This window comes from Lysobacter sp. Soil_N_51 (assembly GCF_057655755.1).
The window spans coordinates 1-17,295 of sequence record NZ_JBDGLR010000001.1 but is presented as its reverse complement, the minus strand read 5'-3'; the positions used below and the strand labels follow the sequence as shown (position 1 = coordinate 17,295).

Below are 17,295 nucleotides of genomic sequence, written 5' to 3'. Positions count from 1 at the left end.
CGGCGCCATGCTGCGGTGCCGCAAACATCCGCTGTAGGATGGATTTGGATTAGCGGAAAATTAACGAATGAGGGGTTTGGGGCGGTCGCTAACCGGCGCCCAGCTGAATGGGGAGACTTCCGGGCGATGCCGCGAAACCGATTACAGGGTCGGCGCGCGGCGGCGACAGCCGGATTTTGCGCGGATACGGCGACGGGCCCTCGGTGCGTTTGCCGCCGATTTGCACGCGGATACGGGTTCGGCCAGCCGATCACCGCGGCCCACGTCGTGATCGAACCTCGGCGCTGGCCGGGCAGTCGCGCCGCCTCGGCTGTCCCGCGTGCCGACGCCCGCATCCGAATTCTCCCGGTTCTGCGTAATAAACCGACGAATGGATTGTCGGTTCGCGGTGCTTGGATTAAAACGAATGCGAGATGCGATCGATCCGCTGGGGAGCGGACGAGACGCGTCGCCAGCGGGGTGAGCCATGAAAAGTTACCGATCGGCAGTGCGGCGTAGTTCGCGGTTGACGCTGTGCGTACTCAGCGTCGCCATCCTCAGTGCTTGCGGAGGTGGCGGCGGAGGTGGCGGCGATAACGTCAAACCCACGCCGCCGCCGACCACAACGCCGCCACCGCCACCGCCACCGCCTTCGACCCCGCCGCCGCCGATCGGCGCGCACCTGGACCTCACCAATGCGCGCTCGGCGCAGGCGTTGGGGCTGACCGGGCAGGGCGTGCGCATCGGCGTGGTCGACAGCGGCGTGCGTCGCGACCATCCCGCGCTCAACGGCCGGGTCGGACCGCATCTGCTCTACACCGATCCGCGCAGCAACAACCATCGCATCGACGACGTGCTCGGCCACGGCACCTATGTCTCGCAGATCATCGCCGGCACCCCGGTCGGGGCCTGGCCCGGCGGCATCGCCCAGGGCGCCAGCATCGTCTCCGCGCGCATCCTCAGCGACGTCAGCCCGCCCGACGACGGCTCTGGCCAGGGCAACCAGGCCACCGGTAACGGCGGCCTGGACATCGTCAGCCGCGACCTCATGAACGCCGGCGTGCGGATCATGAACAACTCCTGGGGCGGCCTGTACTGGACCGGCGACAACGTCACCCGCAGTTTCATCGATGCCTACAAGCCCTTCATCGACAACGGCGGGCTGGTGGTGTTCGCCACCGGCAACGAAGCCAAGCCGCAGCCGTCCGACAACGCCTCGCTGCCGAGCCAGGGCGCCGGCGCGAACGTGCTCGAGCGCGGCTGGATCGCGGTGTCGGCGCTGGACACCAACACGCCTACGCAACTGGCGAGTTACTCCAACGCCTGCGGCATCGCCATGAACTATTGCCTGGTGGCGCCGGGCAACGTGCAGGCGACCGGCGTCAACGATGCCGTCGGCAATCCGAGTTACTGGGTCGTCCGCGGCACCTCGTTCGCTGCGCCGCAGGTGTCCGGTGCGGCCGCGCTGATGTGGCAGGCGTTTCCGTACTTCAACAACGACCTGGTGCGGCAGGCACTGCTCGGCAACGCGAGAGACCTGGGCGCGCCCGGTGTCGATCCGGTGTTCGGCCAGGGTCTGCTCGACGTCGGCGCCGCCGTGCGCGGTCTGCGACGGCTGGATTGGGGCGACGTGCGGGTGAGTTTCGACGGTGCATCGACCTGGTCGAACCCGATCAGCGGCGCCGGCGGCCTGATCAAGGACGGCAGCGGCACCCTGCGCCTGGACGCGACCAGCGCGAACACCTACACCGGCGCGACCGATGTCGTCGGCGGCAGCCTGCGCTTGAATGATGGCGGCAGCATCGCGTCGGCGGTGACCATTCGCAATGGCGCGACCTTCGCCGGCGGCAATGGCGCGCGGGTCGGCAATCGCGTCGACAATCAAGGCGCGTTGCGCCTGGATGGCGCGGGTTTGCGCATCGACGGTAGCTACGCGCAGTCCGCCGCCGGCCAGTTGCAATTCTTCATCGGCTCCAAGCTCGACGTGGGCGGCAGCGCCAGCCTCGCCGGCGATGCGCGCGTGCTCGGGCAATTGCCGGGGTATGTGCGTTCCAGCCGCGAAGTGTTTCTCAACGCCGGCAGCGTCAACGGCCAGTTCGGCTCGCTGTCGACCACGCCGGGTGTGTTCCTGACCGCGACCCTGGGCTACAGCGCGACCCAGGCCTGGCTCGACATCTCCGCCCTGAGCATCAGCGCGACCGCGCAGGCGATGGGCGTGCAGGGCGCCGCCGCTTCGGCCGCGGTGCGCGTGGACGACGCCTTGCGCGGGCTCGATCAAGGCGCGGCGCCAGTCGGCGCGCCGGGTGCGTTCGGCGCCGCGGCCGGCGCCTTGCAACAATCGGCGAGCGAACAGATTGCAAAGCAATCGCTGGCCAGCCTGTCGGGCGAATTGCACAGCGCCGACGTCGCCTTCGCGATGATGGCGATCGAAGGCAATCGACATGCATTGGAATCGCGTCTGGATGCGCAATCCCTGCAACCGCGCGACGGCGCCTGGGCCGACCGCATCGACGCTCAGCGCGCGGCGGCGGGTCGTTTCGACCTCGACGCCAAGGGCTGGATCGTCGGTCACGACCGGCGTTTGAATTCGCTGCGCGTCGGCGCGGCGTTGAGCCAGACCGACGGCTACGCCTACACCCGCCTGCGCGGCGATCGCGAACGCAATCGCCAGATCGAAGGCCAGTTCTACGCCAGTTGGGATCGCGCCGGCAGCTATCTGCTGGGCCGCGCCGCGTTCGGCCGCATGGACCGCGACATGCGCCGCGACGTCATGCTGGGCGACAGTCAGTTCGGTACCGGTTCGAACTACGCCGATCGCTATTTCAATGTCGGCGTGCAGGCCGGCCACCGCTTCGAACTGCGCAACGGATTACTGACGCCGTATGTCGGCGTGCAGAGCCTGCGTCTGCAGCGCGGCGGTTTCGCCGAGGACGGCGCGGCCGGGTTCGGCCTGAGCGCGGACGATTCCAGCCTGAGCGCGACCCAACTGCTGGCTGGCGCGCGGGTGCAGCGCGAATGGCTGCTCGGCTCGGCGTCGTTGACGCTGAGTGGCCGCGCCGAATGGCAGCGCACCTTGGCCCAGTCCGGTCGCTATATCGATGCGCGTTTCACCGGGCTGGATGTGTGGTCGCCGATCGCGAGCGATCCGTTCGCGCGCGAGGCCGGGGTGCTGGGCGTGGGGTTCAGTGCGCGGTTTGCGCGCGGCGGGGTGTTGAGCCTGGATCTGGATAATCGTTATGAGTTCGGGCAGCAGTACCCGCGCGCGCTGGCGAATTGGTCGTTTTCGTTTTGAGTTGGGCGAGGGCGAGGGCGAGACGGATTCGTTGAAGCGCGCCGGGTGACGCTGCTTGGCGGTGGGCATTTGTTGGCTGGCATGTTGATACGCAGCGTCGGCAGGCAAAAGCGAATCTCCCCCAACCCCTCTTTTCCAAAGAGGGGAGCTGATCTTGGCGATCGGGGAGGTTCGTCGGCGCGCTTGCGCGCGAGTGAGGTTTTGCTGCGCAAGCGACACGATCGCCGCGAATGCGCTCCCCTCTTTGGAAAAGAGGGGTTGGGGGAGATTCGCTTTTCAAGCGCCGACAAGCTCCAGGCAGAACCCGGAAGCCCCTCGCCCAACACCGCAACCCAGCCCCCAATCCCCAATCCCCAATCCCCAATCCCCAATCCCCAATCCCAAATCCCAAATCCCAAATCCCAAACCAAAAACGCCGCCGCGAAGCCGCGACGGCGTTTCCAGACAACCCAAGCCGAAGAACCCTCAGCTCTTGCCGTCGAACAATTCCCGCCCGATCAACATCCGTCGAATCTCGTTCGTCCCCGCGCCGATCGCATACAACTTCGCGTCGCGCAGAATCCGCCCGGTCGGGTACTCATTGATATAGCCGTTGCCACCCAGAGTCTGGATGGCCTCCAGCGCCACCTGCACCGCCGCATCGGACGCATGCAACAGGCACGCGGCCGAATCGATCCGGCTCTTGTGCCCGGCATCGAAATCGCGACCGACCTGGTACGCGAACGCGCGGCTCGACTGCAGCGCCGTATACATATCGGCGATCTTGCCTTGCATCAGGCTGAAGGTGCCGATCGCGACATCGAACTGCTTGCGCTCGCGCACATAGGGCAGGGCGATGTCCAGCGCCGACTGCATCAGCCCGATCGGGCCGCCGGTCAGCACCAGCCGCTCGGTATTCAAGCCGCTCATCAGCACCTTGACCCCGTGATGCACCTCGCCGAGCACGTTCTCGGCCGGGATCTCGCAGTCCTCGAACACCAGTTCGCAGGTGTTGGAGCCGCGCATGCCCAGCTTGTCGAGCTTCTGCGCCGTGCTGAACCCCTTCATGCCCTTTTCGACGATGAACGCGGTCATGCACTTGCTGCCGGCGTCCTTGCCCGCGGTGCGCATGTACACGATCAGCACGTCGGCCTCGGGGCCGTTGGTGATCCACATCTTGTTGCCGTTGGCGACCCACGCGCCGTCGCGCAGTTCGGCGCGGCAGCTCATCGAGCCGACCACGTCCGAGCCCGCGCCGGGTTCGCTCATCGCCAGCGCGCCCTTCCATTCGCCGCTGCACAGCTTGGGCAGGTACTTTTCGCGCTGCGCCTGATTGCCGTTGGCGTACAGGTTGGACACGCACAGGTTGGAATGCGCGCCGTAGGACAGACCGACCGAACCCGATGCGCGCGAGATTTCCTCCATCGCGACCAGATGCGCCAGATAGCCCATTTCGCTGCCGCCGAATTCGCCCGGCACGGTCATGCCGAGCAGGCCCATCTCGCCCAGCTTGAGCCACAGGTCTTGCGGAAACGCGTTGTCGTGATCGATCTGCTCCGCGCGCGGAGCAATCTGTGCGTCGGCGAAACGGCGCACGGCATCGCGCAGCGCGTCGATCTCTTCACCCAGGGGAAAACTGCGCATATCAGCCCTCGTAACGAATCAGCGGCCGCCCGTTGAGCGGTTGGATGTTGCGGTTGTTGCGGCGGTAGTGGCTCAGGAACGCGTCGATCTGCTTCTTCGACATGGTCACCGGCGCCGGCATCACGTACCACTCGACATTTTCGGTCAAAGGCGGGGTCGTAAGCGAGCCCAGGTAGTGGTAGTAGCCGCGCGATTTCGGCAGCAGGCCTTCGATATCGATCTCGTGCTGGGCCGGCTTGGCTTTTTTCTTCTTCGGCTTGAGGTCGTCGAGCACCTCTTGCGCGACCGGATTGGCCGCGCCGGTGTCGTACATCACCCCGACCACCGCCAGACGTCCGTCCTGGGCCTTGAACACGAAATGGCCTTCGAGCGGGAAATGCTTGCCGTCCAGGGTGTGCTCGCTGGCGGCGTGGAAGTGGAACTGGGCCAGGGTGAAATGGCGGCCGCGGATCGTCGCCTCGGTGGCGTGAGTGTCGACCTGCACCGCGTGGCCGTTGTCTTCGACCGCATCCACCGCGCCGCGGGTGTGCTCGAACTGCAGCGCGCGCGGCTCGTTGTCGGCGGCGTCGACCGCGCTGGAGGTAACGATGTCGATCGGCGACTGCGACTTGTCGTGCGCGGCCTGCCACTGTTCCTGATGTTCGTAATCGATCGCGTCGTGATGAGCCGGCGCGGTCGGTGCGGCTTTTTTAGCCGGCTCGGCTGCATAAGCGGCGAACGCCAGATTCAGTGCCACGAAGGTGGCGAGTGCGTGTTTGCGCATGTCGAATGTCCTCACGTTTGCACAACATTGAGACGTTTATCGCACTACCGCGCGCGGGCCGCGGCGCTCCCGCGCATTCATTTCAACGCAGACCGGCGCGAAAACCCTACGCCGGATACGACGACGGGGCCGATGGCCCCGTCGAAGTGACTCAGTGACCGCCGCGGATTCGCCCGCGGAAGCTCGGGGCCGAACGGCCCATTGGCAGCTTGAGCTTGCCGATCGCGGTGATGCGCTCTTCGGCCAGACGATCGGCCGCGGTGTAGGTCGGGATGCTGTCGCGCTCGGCGATCTCGAAGATGCGGCCGAGGTTGTGGTAGATCGTGCGCATCATGCGCATGGCGCGCTCACGGTTGTAGCCGTCGAGTTCCAGCGCCACGTTCATCACGCCGCCCGCATTCACCGCGTAGTCCGGCGCGTACAGGATGCCGCGCTTGGCCACTTCGTCGCCGATGGCGTTGTTGGCCAGCTGGTTGTTGGCCGCGCCGCAGATGATCTTGGCCTTCAAGCGCGGCAAGGTCTGCTCGTTGACGGTGCCGCCCAGCGCGCACGGCGAGTACACGTCGGCGTTGACGTCGTAGATCTCGTCCAGGCCGACCGCTTCGGCGCCGTACTCGGACACGGCCTTGTCGACCAGGCCCTTGTTGATGTCGGTGACGAAGATCTTCGCGCCGCGCTCCTTGAGCAGCTTCACGAATTCCATGCCGACATGGCCCAGGCCCTGCACGGCGTAACTGTACTTGCCGACTTCCTCGTCGCCGAAACGCTTGTTCAGCGCCGCCATCAGACCCTGCAGGGTGCCGTAGGCGGTGAACGGCGAGGGATCGCCCGAACCGCCGTGGACCTGATGCACGCCGGTGACGTACTCGGTCTCGCGGTACACGTATTCCATGTCGTTGACGTCGATGCCGACGTCCTCGGCGGTGATGTAGCGGCCGCCCAGCGAATCGACGAACTTGCCGAACGCGCGGAACAGCGCCTCGGACTTGTCGGCCGACGGATCGCCGATGATCACCGCCTTGCCGCCGCCGATGTTCAGGCCGGCGACCGCGTTCTTGTAGGTCATGCCGCGGCTCAGGCGCAGCACATCATTGAGCGCGTCCTGCTCGGTCTTGTACGGCCACATGCGCAGGCCGCCCAGCGCCGGGCCGAGCACGGTGTTGTGGATCGCGATGATGGCCTTCAGGCCGGCGTCCTTGTTATGGCAGAAGACGACCTGCTCATGGCCGAAGGTGTCGAGGGTTTCGAAAATCATCGGGTGCTCCGGACCGGGCGGGATTGCGCGGGATTTTCCGCCTGCGCGTCACGCCTGGGTGTGGTTAAGTCGTTGAAAAGAAATGAATTCGCCTGTGCGGCGGCGCCGTGCTGCCCGTCGCAGGGGCGCTAGTCTAAAGCAATCGGGCAATACGGCTAGGTATGCGTGTCGCGGCGGCCGCGCGCGGCATCGGCGGCTTTGCCGGGATGGGCGGTTGCCACGATCCAAAGGGGTGTTGCCGAGGTTCGCCGAGTGGCGTCGAGGGTCGCGGTGGCTTGCGCCGGCTTTGAGCGGCCGACGACTTTTGGAGATCGGCCGCTTGGCGGGAGCCGCGTTGATCGTGCTCCCAGCACAAACGCCTCCAACACAAACATTCACGAACGTCGCGAACGTTAACGTGTCGACACAAACGCCCAAAGACAAACATCCCAACACAGACGTCTGCAGCGCAAACGCCCACAGCGCGAACGTCCGTAACGCAAACGATCGCCCACTTTGAAAAAGGGGGCGCGGCGCCTGCGCAAGTCCGAAGTCCAGCGACTTTGACTGCGCCGGGGGATTTGCTTTCCACGCCAAAGCGCCAAAAGCAAATCCCCCCTTGGCCTCTCTTTTTTAAGCGGGGAACAGCCGCTTTCGCGAAGAGCGCGGGACTTCGAAATCAGAGTCGAAGCGAAGCGGGCAGGGCCGAGGTCACCGCTGTTGGCCGCGACATCCCTTAGATCGCCACCTCATCGCACATAGCCTCAGCCCACCCCACTCAGCCCAACCGCAATCGTCCCAACCTCAACGCCGCCGCCAATGCCCCTCATTGAACCGCCACGCCGGCCCGTGTGGGTTCCAGCGTGGCGCGACATACACATACCCGCGGCGCGCCGGTACGTAATTACCGCCGATCCAGTAGTAACGCCGGCCGTCCCAGCGCCAATGCCCCGGCGTCCACACATAGCCCGGACGCACCCGCACGCGCTCGTAGCGCGGCGGTGGCGGCGCCACCCGCACATCCACGCCTACGTACGTACGCGCCTGCGCTTCGGGCGCATGCACACCCGCCGCGGCCGCCACACCGATGATCGCCGCCAACACCAAAGGACGCATTGCCATGACCCTTCTCCTCGACTCGGCGGCCACCCGCCTGTGTCGATGGCAACGTCGTGGCCGCAACTCTGTTGACGCGGGCGCTGGACGCGTTCATGACCACGCCAGATTGCTGAAGGCCGGCTGCATGGATTGAGGTAGCGAGGCCATAGTGAAACCTCCCAGTCGTCATTCCCGCGAACGCGGGAATCCAGTGACTTTCGCGCCCCATCGACAGCGACGCAAACAAGTTCGGCCTGCGTCAATACCGCCTTTGACTACGGGGATCTTCAGGCCTTCCTTGTGGGCACGTTTGAAGTCACTGGATATTCGGCTACGCCGAAGTAAAGCGGAGCCCGCGTTCGCGGGAATGACGACTTGGGAGATGCGGGCGGCCAACCCCTGTCGCGTCAGAGCCGAAGCCAATCACTAAATGCACCCACCTGCGATCAAAGCGGCCAAGCCACCAAAGGCGACCAAAGCGTCCAACCCACCAACCGCGAACGCAGCAGCGCAAGCACCGACCCCCATCACCGCCAACCCCGCCACGCTTCCACCAACCCCCGCCACCCCAAACCCCATTGACGCCGCCACCCCACCTGCCGTAGCGCAGCCGCCCATCCTGCACCGCACGGCCACCCGCCAAACCGTGCCTGCTTCACGGAGCTACAATACGCACAGCCCGTACTGCGTATCGAGACCGCCATGAGCACGACTGCAGCCAACCTTCCCGCCGCCCAGGCCGACGCCACCCCGTTGCGCTTCGTCACCGCCGCCAGCCTGTTCGACGGCCACGACGCCGCGATCAACATCATGCGTCGCCTGATCCAGGGTCAGGGCGCCGAAGTCGTCCACCTCGGCCACAACCGCTCGGTCGAGGACGTCGTGCGCGCCGCCTTGCAGGAAGACGCCGACGGCATCGCCCTGTCCAGCTACCAGGGCGGCCACGTCGAATACTTCAAGTACATGGTCGACATGCTGCGCGAACGCGGCGCCGGCCACATCCGCGTGTTCGGCGGCGGAGGCGGCACCATCACGCCCGAGGAAATCCGCGAACTGCAGGCCTACGGCGTCGAGCGCATCTACCATCCCAACGACGGCATGCACATGGGCCTGGTGGCGATGATCGAAGACGTCGTGCGCCGCGCCAGCGAAGGCCGCCAGGCCGACACCACGCCCGACAAGCCGGCCGCGATCGACGACGAAATCACCATCGGCAAGATGCTTTCGGCGATCGAAGAAGGCCTGCTCGACGAAAGCCAACTCGCGCACCTGCGCAAGCAATGGCAGCTCGCCGGCGGCAAGACCCCGGTGGTCGGCATCACCGGCACGGGCGGCGCCGGCAAGTCCTCGGTCACCGACGAACTGCTCAACCGCTTCCTCGCCAACTTCCCCGACATGCGCATGGCGGTGATCTCGGTCGACCCGACCCGTCGCCGCACCGGCGGCGCCTTGCTCGGCGACCGCATCCGCATGAACTCGCTGCGCAGCCCGCGCGTGTACATGCGCTCGATGGCCACCCGCCGCCAGCACTCGGCGACCAACACCGTGCTCAAGGACTGCATCGGCTTCCTGCGCGGCCTGGGCTACGACCTGGTGATCGTCGAAACCGCCGGCATCGGCCAGAGCGATTCGGAAATCGTCGACCTCGTCGACTTCCCCATGTACGTCATGACCAGCGACTTCGGCGCGCCGAGCCAGCTGGAAAAGATCGACATGCTCGACTACGCCGAACTGGTCGTGCTCAATAAGTTCGACAAGCGCGGCGCCGAAGACGCCCTGCGCGACGTGCGCAAGCAGTGGAAGCGCAACCGCGTCGCCTTCGCCACGCCCGACGAAGACGTGCCGGTCTACCCGACCATCGCCAGCCAGTTCAACGACCCCGGCATCAGCTGGATGTTCGTCAACCTGTGCCGGTTGCTGCGCGAGAAGCTGTCGCTGCCGGCCGAGAAGTGGACGCCTGAAGTCGATACTTCGTTAAAGGAGCCGCGCGCGACCGTGCTGATTCCTGGCGCGCGTGTGCGGTATCTGGCCGAGATTGCGGAGCAGGGCAGGTCGATCAATCGCCAGATCGAAAGCCAGTCGGAAGTGGCTGATCGCGCGCAGTCCTACTGGCAATCGCTGCACGACCTGAACGATCCGGAGTTGCCGAAGGCGCTGGACCTGTTCGCCGCCGATGCGCTGTTGCCCTCGCACCCTCACCCCAGCCCTCTCCCGCAAGCGGGAGAGGGAGCAGGAGCCGCGTCGAATACCCCAGCTGCGTCGAATACCTCTCCCGCAAGCGGGAGAGGTCGCGCCGAAGGCGCGGGTGAGGGCAGCCCGATCGCCGCAGACCGCACCCTGCTAACCCTGCGCCAGCGCTACAACGACGCCGTCCAGACCCTCTCGTCCGAAGCCCTGAAACTCCTGCGCGACTGGCCCGCCCGCCTGAAATCCATCACCGACGACATCACCGAATACGAAGTCCGCGGCAAAGCCATCCGCGTAGAAAACTACCGCGACTCCCTGAGCCACCAGAAAATCCCGAAGATCGCCGCGCCCACCTACAAGAGCTGGGGCGAACTGCTGACCTTCCTGCAAAAAGAAAACCTGCCCGGCTACTACCCCTACACCGGCGGCGTGTACCCCTACCGTCGCACTGGCGAAGACCCCATCCGCATGTTCGCCGGCGAAGGTACGCCCGAGCGCACCAACCGCCGCTTCCATTACCTCAGCGTCGGCCAACCCGCCGCGCGCCTGTCGACCGCGTTCGACAGTGTCACCCTGTACGGCGAAGACCCCGCCGTGCGCCCGGACATCTTCGGCAAGATCGGCAACTCCGGCGTCAACATCGCGTCCCTGGACGACATGAAGAAGCTGTACTCCGGCTTCGACCTGTGCGCGCCGACCACGTCCGTGTCGATGACCATTAACGGCCCCGCGCCGATGCTGCTGGCGATGTTCATGAACACCGCCATCGACCAGCAAGTCGAGAAATACCTGCGCGAAGACGGCGCCCGCTGGGACGCCGCCCACGACAAGATCGAAGCCATCTTCAAGGATCGCAAACGCCCGCAATACAGTGGCCTGCTGCCCGAAACCAACGACGGCCTCGGCCTGGGTCTGCTCGGCATCACCGGCGACCAGGTCGTCGACGCCGAAACCTATCAGCGCATCAAGGACAAGACCCTCGCCACCGTGCGCGGCACCGTCCAGGCCGACATCCTGAAAGAAGACCAGGCCCAGAACACCTGCATCTTCAGCACCGAATTCGCCCTGCGCATGATGGGCGACATCCAGCAGTACTTCGTCGACAAGAACGTCCGCAACTTCTACTCGGTGTCGATCAGCGGTTACCACATCGCCGAAGCCGGCGCCAACCCGATCAGCCAGCTCGCCTTCACCCTGTCGAACGGCTTCACCATCGTCGAGTACTACCTCGCCCGCGGGATGAAGATCGACGACTTCGCGCCCAACCTGTCGTTCTTCTTCAGCAACGGCATGGACCCGGAATACACCGTCATCGGCCGCGTCGCCCGCCGCATCTGGGCCCGCGCCATGCGCGAGCGCTACGGCGCCGACCCGCGCAGCCAGATGATGAAGTACCACATCCAGACCAGCGGCCGTTCCCTGCACGCGCAGGAAATCCAGTTCAACGACATCCGCACCACCTTGCAGGCCCTGTACGCGCTGTTCGACAACTGCAACAGCCTGCACACCAACGCCTACGACGAAGCCATCACCACCCCGACCGAGGAAAGCGTGCGCCGCGCGGTCGCGATCCAGATGATCATCAACAAGGAACTGGGCCTCAACTTCAACGAAAACCCCTGGCAGGGCAGCTTCGCCGTCGACTACCTCACCGACATCGTCGAAGAAGCCGTGTACAAGGAATTCGAAGCCATCAGCGAGCGCGGCGGCGTGCTCGGCGCCATGGACACCATGTACCAGCGCGGCAAGATCCAGGAAGAAAGCCTCTACTACGAACACAAGAAGCACGACGGCAGCCTGCCGCTGGTCGGCGTTAACACCTTCCTGCCGAAGGACCACGGTGGCGACATCGTCACCGAGATCGAACTGATCCGCTCCACGCCGGAAGAAAAGGGCCAGCAGATCGACAACGTGCTGTCGTACCAGCAGGGCCGCAACGACTACGCCGCCGAAGGCCTGCGCAGCCTGCAGGCCGCCGCGCGCGACCGCAAGAACGTGTTCGCGTCCTTGATGGAAGCAGTGAAGACCCACAGCCTGGGCCAGATCAGCCACGCGCTGTACGACGTGGGTGGCGAATACCGCCGCAACATGTAACCAACCCCGCAACCGTTAAATAAACAGGCCCGCACCCGCGGGCCTTTTTATTGCAATCACGACAGAGCCCCGTACCCGACTGTAGGAGCGGCGCAAGCCGCGACCACGCCCCCGCAACCGCCGGCGCAACCCCGAAAGGCAGCCGCCACAGGAACTCATCTACGGATGGAAGCCCAGCTCGCCTAAAAATCACACGACCCACCCCAGACGCCCCGCCTGGCGCTACCCGATAATCCCCCCATGACCATCATCCTCACCGACTTCGCCCGCGCCCGGCTGTTCCCGCGCGAACCGCGCCGCAACACCATCCAGGACATCACGCCCGAGCAATTCGAGCGCCACCTCAACGGCGTCCCGCCGCTGACCGTCCTCGACGGCTACGCCCCGTTCTGCAAACTGCACGTCCACCGCAACTGGACCAGCACCCGCTGCCTGACCGCGCCGATCACCGACGCCAACCGCCACCTGCTGCGCACCGACTACGAGGCGCGCACCAAGGACGAACTGCCCGTGCTGGTGCGCTGGTTCGAAGGCCTCGACCCGCCCGTGGCCGACTACCTCATCGTCATCCTCTACAGCCGCGAACAATTGGCGAAAGAGGGCACCGACACCACCGCCGACTGGGGCGTGGTCGGCTGCATGTACACCGCCGAGCCGGTCGAGACACCGATGGCGCCGATTACGATGATGCGTAATGCGCTTGGGGTGGAAGAGGGCGGGTCGGGGGTGGGTTTGGATCGGGAGGCTTATCTGCGCAGCGTTGAGTTTTGGCGGACGCATGCCAATTGGCGGGGGTAGGGCGAAACCGGTTCGTTAACGCACCGAATCGATTAACGAATGGCCCTACTTTTTTGGCTGGGTTTTTGCTTTATGCGTAATTCCGTTCGCTCAATCTGCCGAGCCGGCGCAACTCGCACTAGCGGATCTATGCGCACTCACACAACCACGCGCTCTACTTACGAAACCACGAAGGTGTCTCCCTACTTGATGCGTCCCTAGAGCGAGCGCGCGACGCGAACAGCGAACGCCTCGCCGCCAGCTTGACTTTCCTGGCGAAAGCGCGGGGCCTGTCGGGGATCGATCATATCGTGCTGAGCAAGGGGCAGCGCCGGCCTCAAGCCAAGCGAGAGCGTCTTCGTGAGGATACGGCGTATTGGCGTGTATCTATCGACTGACCAAGCGGCGATGACGCCGGTTGAGGCTTCGTATGATCGGCTGCCAGTATTGAATCAGACTCTGGCGGTTGAGCGCACCCAGTAGCAAGCGCGACACTTTGAGATGCCTACGCAAGAAAGTACGGGCCTTTCACAAAAGCCGCTTTCCCCGCTTTTGCGTTAGCACTTGCCTTAATCATCTCTGATGATGTTTCTCCGAATGACCACGAGTAGCTGAAAGAATTTTGCTCGTGGCCGCTTTCGTTTGTGTTTTACGTATGCACGACGCGCTTGCTACGCGTATATTTCTTTTCGTTAAGATACTGCGGAGCCCAGCGAGGAAGCTATTTTGGGGGGGCATTTGTAAGTCTAGGGGGTGCTTGCAACGAGTTATAACTTGATGTGCGCCATCTGGATGGAGCTAGATAGGGTCCGGCAATTTACTCATACGACGCGTTGATACAAAAAGGGGGGGGTATGGTTATTCGAGTGGATGATTCATCTGGTGATAAAGGGGGCTACATTGCGATTGGTATAGCGGCTACGCTCAGCGCCTTCGGCTGGTTCGCGGTTGATCGTTGGTTGCCTTCAAGTGGCGATGGCTCATCAATAATTATTGCTGTCTTGCGAACAATGTTTACTTTATTGCCTGCAGTAGCTGGGTTCATGATTGCTAGCCGCAGGCAGAGAAAAACCCATCGAATGATTTCGGCTAAGCTAGAAAATCTTCGCGGCAGCATGAGTGAATTTCAACGTATAAGAGGGATCGAGCACGAGTTGCATACAATTGATCGTCTGGCAAAAGTTGCAAGAGAGGCTGTTAAAAATACCGCGTCCAGTGCTAAAGAATTGTTTGGCGCTATTGAGGCTGTGGACGATCCGCGTGTCAAAGAGCGGCTCGTAGAAAGATACCGGTATCATACCAATAACGTAGTAACGGTGCTGTCGGCGGTCAGCGAGCAGATGGAGGAAAGTGGTCGCTCAATTCAGCGCGAACTTACGGCAGAAGATTCCGTGCATATTTTAGAGCGTGAAAAAACTAACACGGCGCGAGGCGTGGAGTACGCGCGCGAGATCATGGAGCAGAGGGGTATTTCGGATGGTCTTAAGCAGTTAACTTTTGCAGCGGAGCAGGCATCTCAGCTCCAGCTTGAGCTTTCATCCCTTAAGGCTATTTCGCATGGGGCGGGGGGATCCAATGGGCAAAAGTGATTTTACAAAAACTGGAGTGCAAGTTGAGAGAGAAATTCTAGACTTGATAGACTCAGTGGATCGCTCTCTGGATTCTTCGACTGGCGAATCTGAGCGGAAAGGACAGTTGGTCTTGACGGCATTCTTATCAGTTGCCGTTTTCCTGAGTGTGCTTGCGTTTGAGCACTTGGTTGGGGCCAAACAAAAAATCGCCGACAAAACAATAGCTACTACGTTAGAAAGTGGGAAGATGCTTAGCTCAAGAGATACCAATTTAACAGCCTCTTATCTGGATAGAATTGAAATAAATACGCAGGCAGTCCTGGAAACAAAGAATCGAGTTGCTCCATCCATGCCAGTTGATGGGCAGTTAGGCGCCATCAAAAACTCTGTTTCTGACGTGAGAAGTATTTTGGGAATTTCGCCTGAAAATAAGAGTGACTAGGTATTATGTTGGCTGTAAATTTTTATATTAAATTTTCTCTAAATAACTATTGCGGATGGTAGTGATGGCAATCGAAGATCAAATTTCTGAAGCAGCAAAACAGATAGCTACCGACCGGTATTCAATGTCAATCGGTGAGCTGCTTTCATTGTATAAAGATGGCGAAATAGATGTTCATCCGGATTTTCAGCGCTTCTTTCGCTGGACTGACTTTCAAAAATCACGATTGATCGAGTCATTGTTGCTTGGACTTCCTATTCCACCAGTATTCGTGTCTCAGAAGCCAGATGCTAAATGGGAATTGATTGACGGTCTTCAAAGAATTTCAACTTTGCTTGAGCTTTTTGGGGAATTAAAGGGGCGGGATGGGGCGGTAAAGCCGCCTTTAGTGTTGACTGCTACAAAGTATCTCCCTGATCTTGAGGGTATGGTCTGGGACGCGACTAAGAATCCAGGGAAGACTGAGCTTCCGGCTGAGGTGAAGCTACAAATAAGAAGGGCGCGCGTCGATATAAATATCGTTCTTGCCTCAAAAAGTCACAAGGATGGAAAATTTGAGCTATTTGATAGGCTGAACACAGGAGGGACCGTCGCGACTGAACAAGAAGTTCGTAATTGTTTGCTGTTGATGGCCGGTGGTGGGTTTTACGAATGGCTGACAGAACTGGCAAATGAGCAAAATTTTAGTGCGGTCGTGCCTCTAACTGAGCGTCAGAAAACTGAGCAGTATGATCTGGAGCTGGTAGTTAGATACCTAGTTCTCAAGAATCTAAATGCTGCAGATGTTCGGCCCATTAATGATTTGCATAATTATCTGACCGACCGGGTGCTTGAGTTCGCAAAAGATGCAACGTACGACAGAGCGGCGGAGCAAAGGGCATTCAGGCGTACCTTTGAACTTCTTAATGACGCTCTCGGCGAGAATGCATTTCGACGCCTTCGAGTGGATGAAGACCGCAGCGTCGGCCCTTTTTTGCTAGCTGCGTATGAAGTTTTTGCACTCGGTCTTGGTGCCAATATCGCTAATGGCATAGATGTGGGGACTGCAGGAGAAGTTAAAGCCCGTCATGTTCAAATTTGGAGGGATAGTGCTGAGCTAGTAACAAGTGTTGGTAAGCGTGCATCGGCGCGTTTGGCGGAAACGCTTGTGCTGGGTAAGGGGGCCTTTCGTGTATGAAGTTGAGAACCTCGCAGGAAGTTCTTGATGCTATAGATGGTGAGGTTGCTTGGCGCACTAAGGAAATGGCAAACGTGTGCGCTGCTGTACGAGACGCTCGGGACACATTCTCTGGAAATTTGTCGCGAGCCGCATTCCCATTGATCTATGCTCATTGGGAAGGTGGGGTGAAAAGATGCGCGTCCTATTACTTGGAATATGTAGCGCGACAACGTCATAGCTATAGTGAGCTTCGATCTAATTTCATAACTATTTCGTGTGCATCTTCAATTCAGCAAGCTGCGGCGTCTGGGCAGCTTCATGTATATGCTCAGGTTGTTGATTTTCTTTTATTCAATCAATTTGATCGGTACCAGAAGCCGTCGAGCTTTGAAATACAAACTGAGTCAAATTTGTCATCAAAAGTGATGGACAATATATGTTTTAATGTCGGGGTCGCGCTTGGTGATGATTTCGAAATTAATAGAAATTTTATTGACAGGAGCTTAGTTAGTACTAGGAATAAGATAGCTCATGGAATGTTTGAAGAAATATCGGAGAAATTTCTGATAGAGGCAAAGGATAAGGTTTTATTTCTTTTGAGGGTTTTTACTATTGAGCTGCAAAATTCTATAGTTCTAAAAAAATATTTGAGGTAGGAGCGGGGTTGGAGCGCAATTTAGTTATTGAGAGTATTGGATTTTGACCTCTATTTCTGCCTTTGCGGCGCTTTTCGTGCGTGTAGGCCATGTCGTACAGTTGCGCTGACACGAGCAAGTGCCTTGCTGTCGTGCGCGCCTCCGCAGAACAGAAAAAGACAGGGGAGTAGGAGGCGGAGTGCGGTTTGGTCATTTAGAATATTGCGCATTACGGCTATTTCGAGACCTGTGCATTGCTGAGCGTTTTTGCCGTATCGGACAGGCAGGTTTCGTTTCGCGATTTAGAGTCGGAGGGTCAAAAACAGGGGTCAGAGTGCAATTTTTCAGTAGCGAAATTGCACTCTGGACTGCCCCGCCTTTCACAGACACCCGACAATGGGGTCATCCCGGAGGTGTTGAATGACAAGGCAACGGTTTACT

Annotated in this window: 12 protein-coding genes; 8 read left to right on the top strand and 4 right to left on the bottom strand. The window is 61.0% G+C overall.

All coding sequences use genetic code 11. The features are described from left to right. Positions 1–466: 466 nt before the first annotated feature. Positions 467–3,271: a S8 family serine peptidase gene (locus AC3A4T_RS00060; RefSeq protein WP_487673529.1), complete on the top strand. Its 2,805-nt coding sequence runs from the start codon at positions 467–469 to the stop codon at positions 3,269–3,271. A gap of 465 nt (positions 3,272–3,736) precedes the next feature. On the opposite strand, the gene AC3A4T_RS00055 is transcribed toward AC3A4T_RS00060, so the two are convergent. The 4 genes from AC3A4T_RS00055 to AC3A4T_RS00040 form a co-directional block, all read right to left on the bottom strand. Next, complete coding sequence (locus tag AC3A4T_RS00055) at positions 3,737–4,894, bottom strand: isovaleryl-CoA dehydrogenase (protein WP_487673528.1); 1,158 nt, start codon at positions 4,892–4,894, stop codon at positions 3,737–3,739. A gap of 1 nt (position 4,895) precedes the next feature. Continuing rightward, positions 4,896–5,657 carry a carbonic anhydrase gene (locus tag AC3A4T_RS00050; RefSeq protein WP_487673527.1) on the bottom strand — a complete coding sequence of 254 codons (762 nt, stop codon included), beginning with the start codon at positions 5,655–5,657 and terminating at the stop codon, positions 4,896–4,898. 151 nt (positions 5,658–5,808) lie between these two features. Next, positions 5,809–6,912 carry a Glu/Leu/Phe/Val dehydrogenase dimerization domain-containing protein gene (locus AC3A4T_RS00045; protein ID WP_036110968.1) on the bottom strand — a complete coding sequence of 368 codons (1,104 nt, stop codon included), beginning with the start codon at positions 6,910–6,912 and terminating at the stop codon, positions 5,809–5,811. Between the two features lie 783 nt (positions 6,913–7,695). Next, positions 7,696–8,013: a YXWGXW repeat-containing protein gene (locus tag AC3A4T_RS00040; protein WP_487673526.1), complete on the bottom strand. Its 318-nt coding sequence runs from the start codon at positions 8,011–8,013 to the stop codon at positions 7,696–7,698. A gap of 678 nt (positions 8,014–8,691) precedes the next feature. On the opposite strand from AC3A4T_RS00040, the gene AC3A4T_RS00035 reads away from it, so the two are divergent. The 7 genes from AC3A4T_RS00035 (at position 8,692) to AC3A4T_RS00005 (ending at position 16,875) form a co-directional block, all read left to right on the top strand. After that, on the top strand, positions 8,692–12,270 hold the full coding sequence (locus tag AC3A4T_RS00035) for a methylmalonyl-CoA mutase family protein (RefSeq protein ID WP_487673525.1): 3,579 nt from the start codon (positions 8,692–8,694) through the stop codon (positions 12,268–12,270). A gap of 240 nt (positions 12,271–12,510) precedes the next feature. After that, positions 12,511–13,068, top strand: coding sequence for a DUF3228 family protein (locus AC3A4T_RS00030; protein ID WP_487673524.1), 558 nt, complete (start codon positions 12,511–12,513; stop codon positions 13,066–13,068). 125 nt (positions 13,069–13,193) lie between these two features. Then, positions 13,194–13,445 carry an XVIPCD domain-containing protein gene (locus AC3A4T_RS00025; RefSeq protein ID WP_487674019.1) on the top strand — a complete coding sequence of 84 codons (252 nt, stop codon included), beginning with the start codon at positions 13,194–13,196 and terminating at the stop codon, positions 13,443–13,445. Between the two features lie 468 nt (positions 13,446–13,913). Beyond that, on the top strand, positions 13,914–14,636 hold the full coding sequence (locus AC3A4T_RS00020; protein WP_487673523.1) for a hypothetical protein: 723 nt from the start codon (positions 13,914–13,916) through the stop codon (positions 14,634–14,636). Then, entirely contained in the window at positions 14,623–15,060 is a 438-nt protein-coding gene (locus AC3A4T_RS00015; protein WP_487673522.1) for a hypothetical protein, read from the top strand. Before AC3A4T_RS00020 ends, AC3A4T_RS00015 begins: the two co-directional genes overlap by 14 nt. Positions 15,061–15,124: 64 nt before the next feature. Further along, a complete protein-coding gene (locus tag AC3A4T_RS00010; RefSeq protein ID WP_487673521.1) occupies positions 15,125–16,237 on the top strand; it encodes a GmrSD restriction endonuclease domain-containing protein in 1,113 nt (370 codons plus the stop codon). Further along, positions 16,234–16,875: an MAE_28990/MAE_18760 family HEPN-like nuclease gene (locus tag AC3A4T_RS00005; RefSeq protein ID WP_487673520.1), complete on the top strand. Its 642-nt coding sequence runs from the start codon at positions 16,234–16,236 to the stop codon at positions 16,873–16,875. Before AC3A4T_RS00010 ends, AC3A4T_RS00005 begins: the two co-directional genes overlap by 4 nt. Positions 16,876–17,295 lie beyond the last annotated feature (420 nt).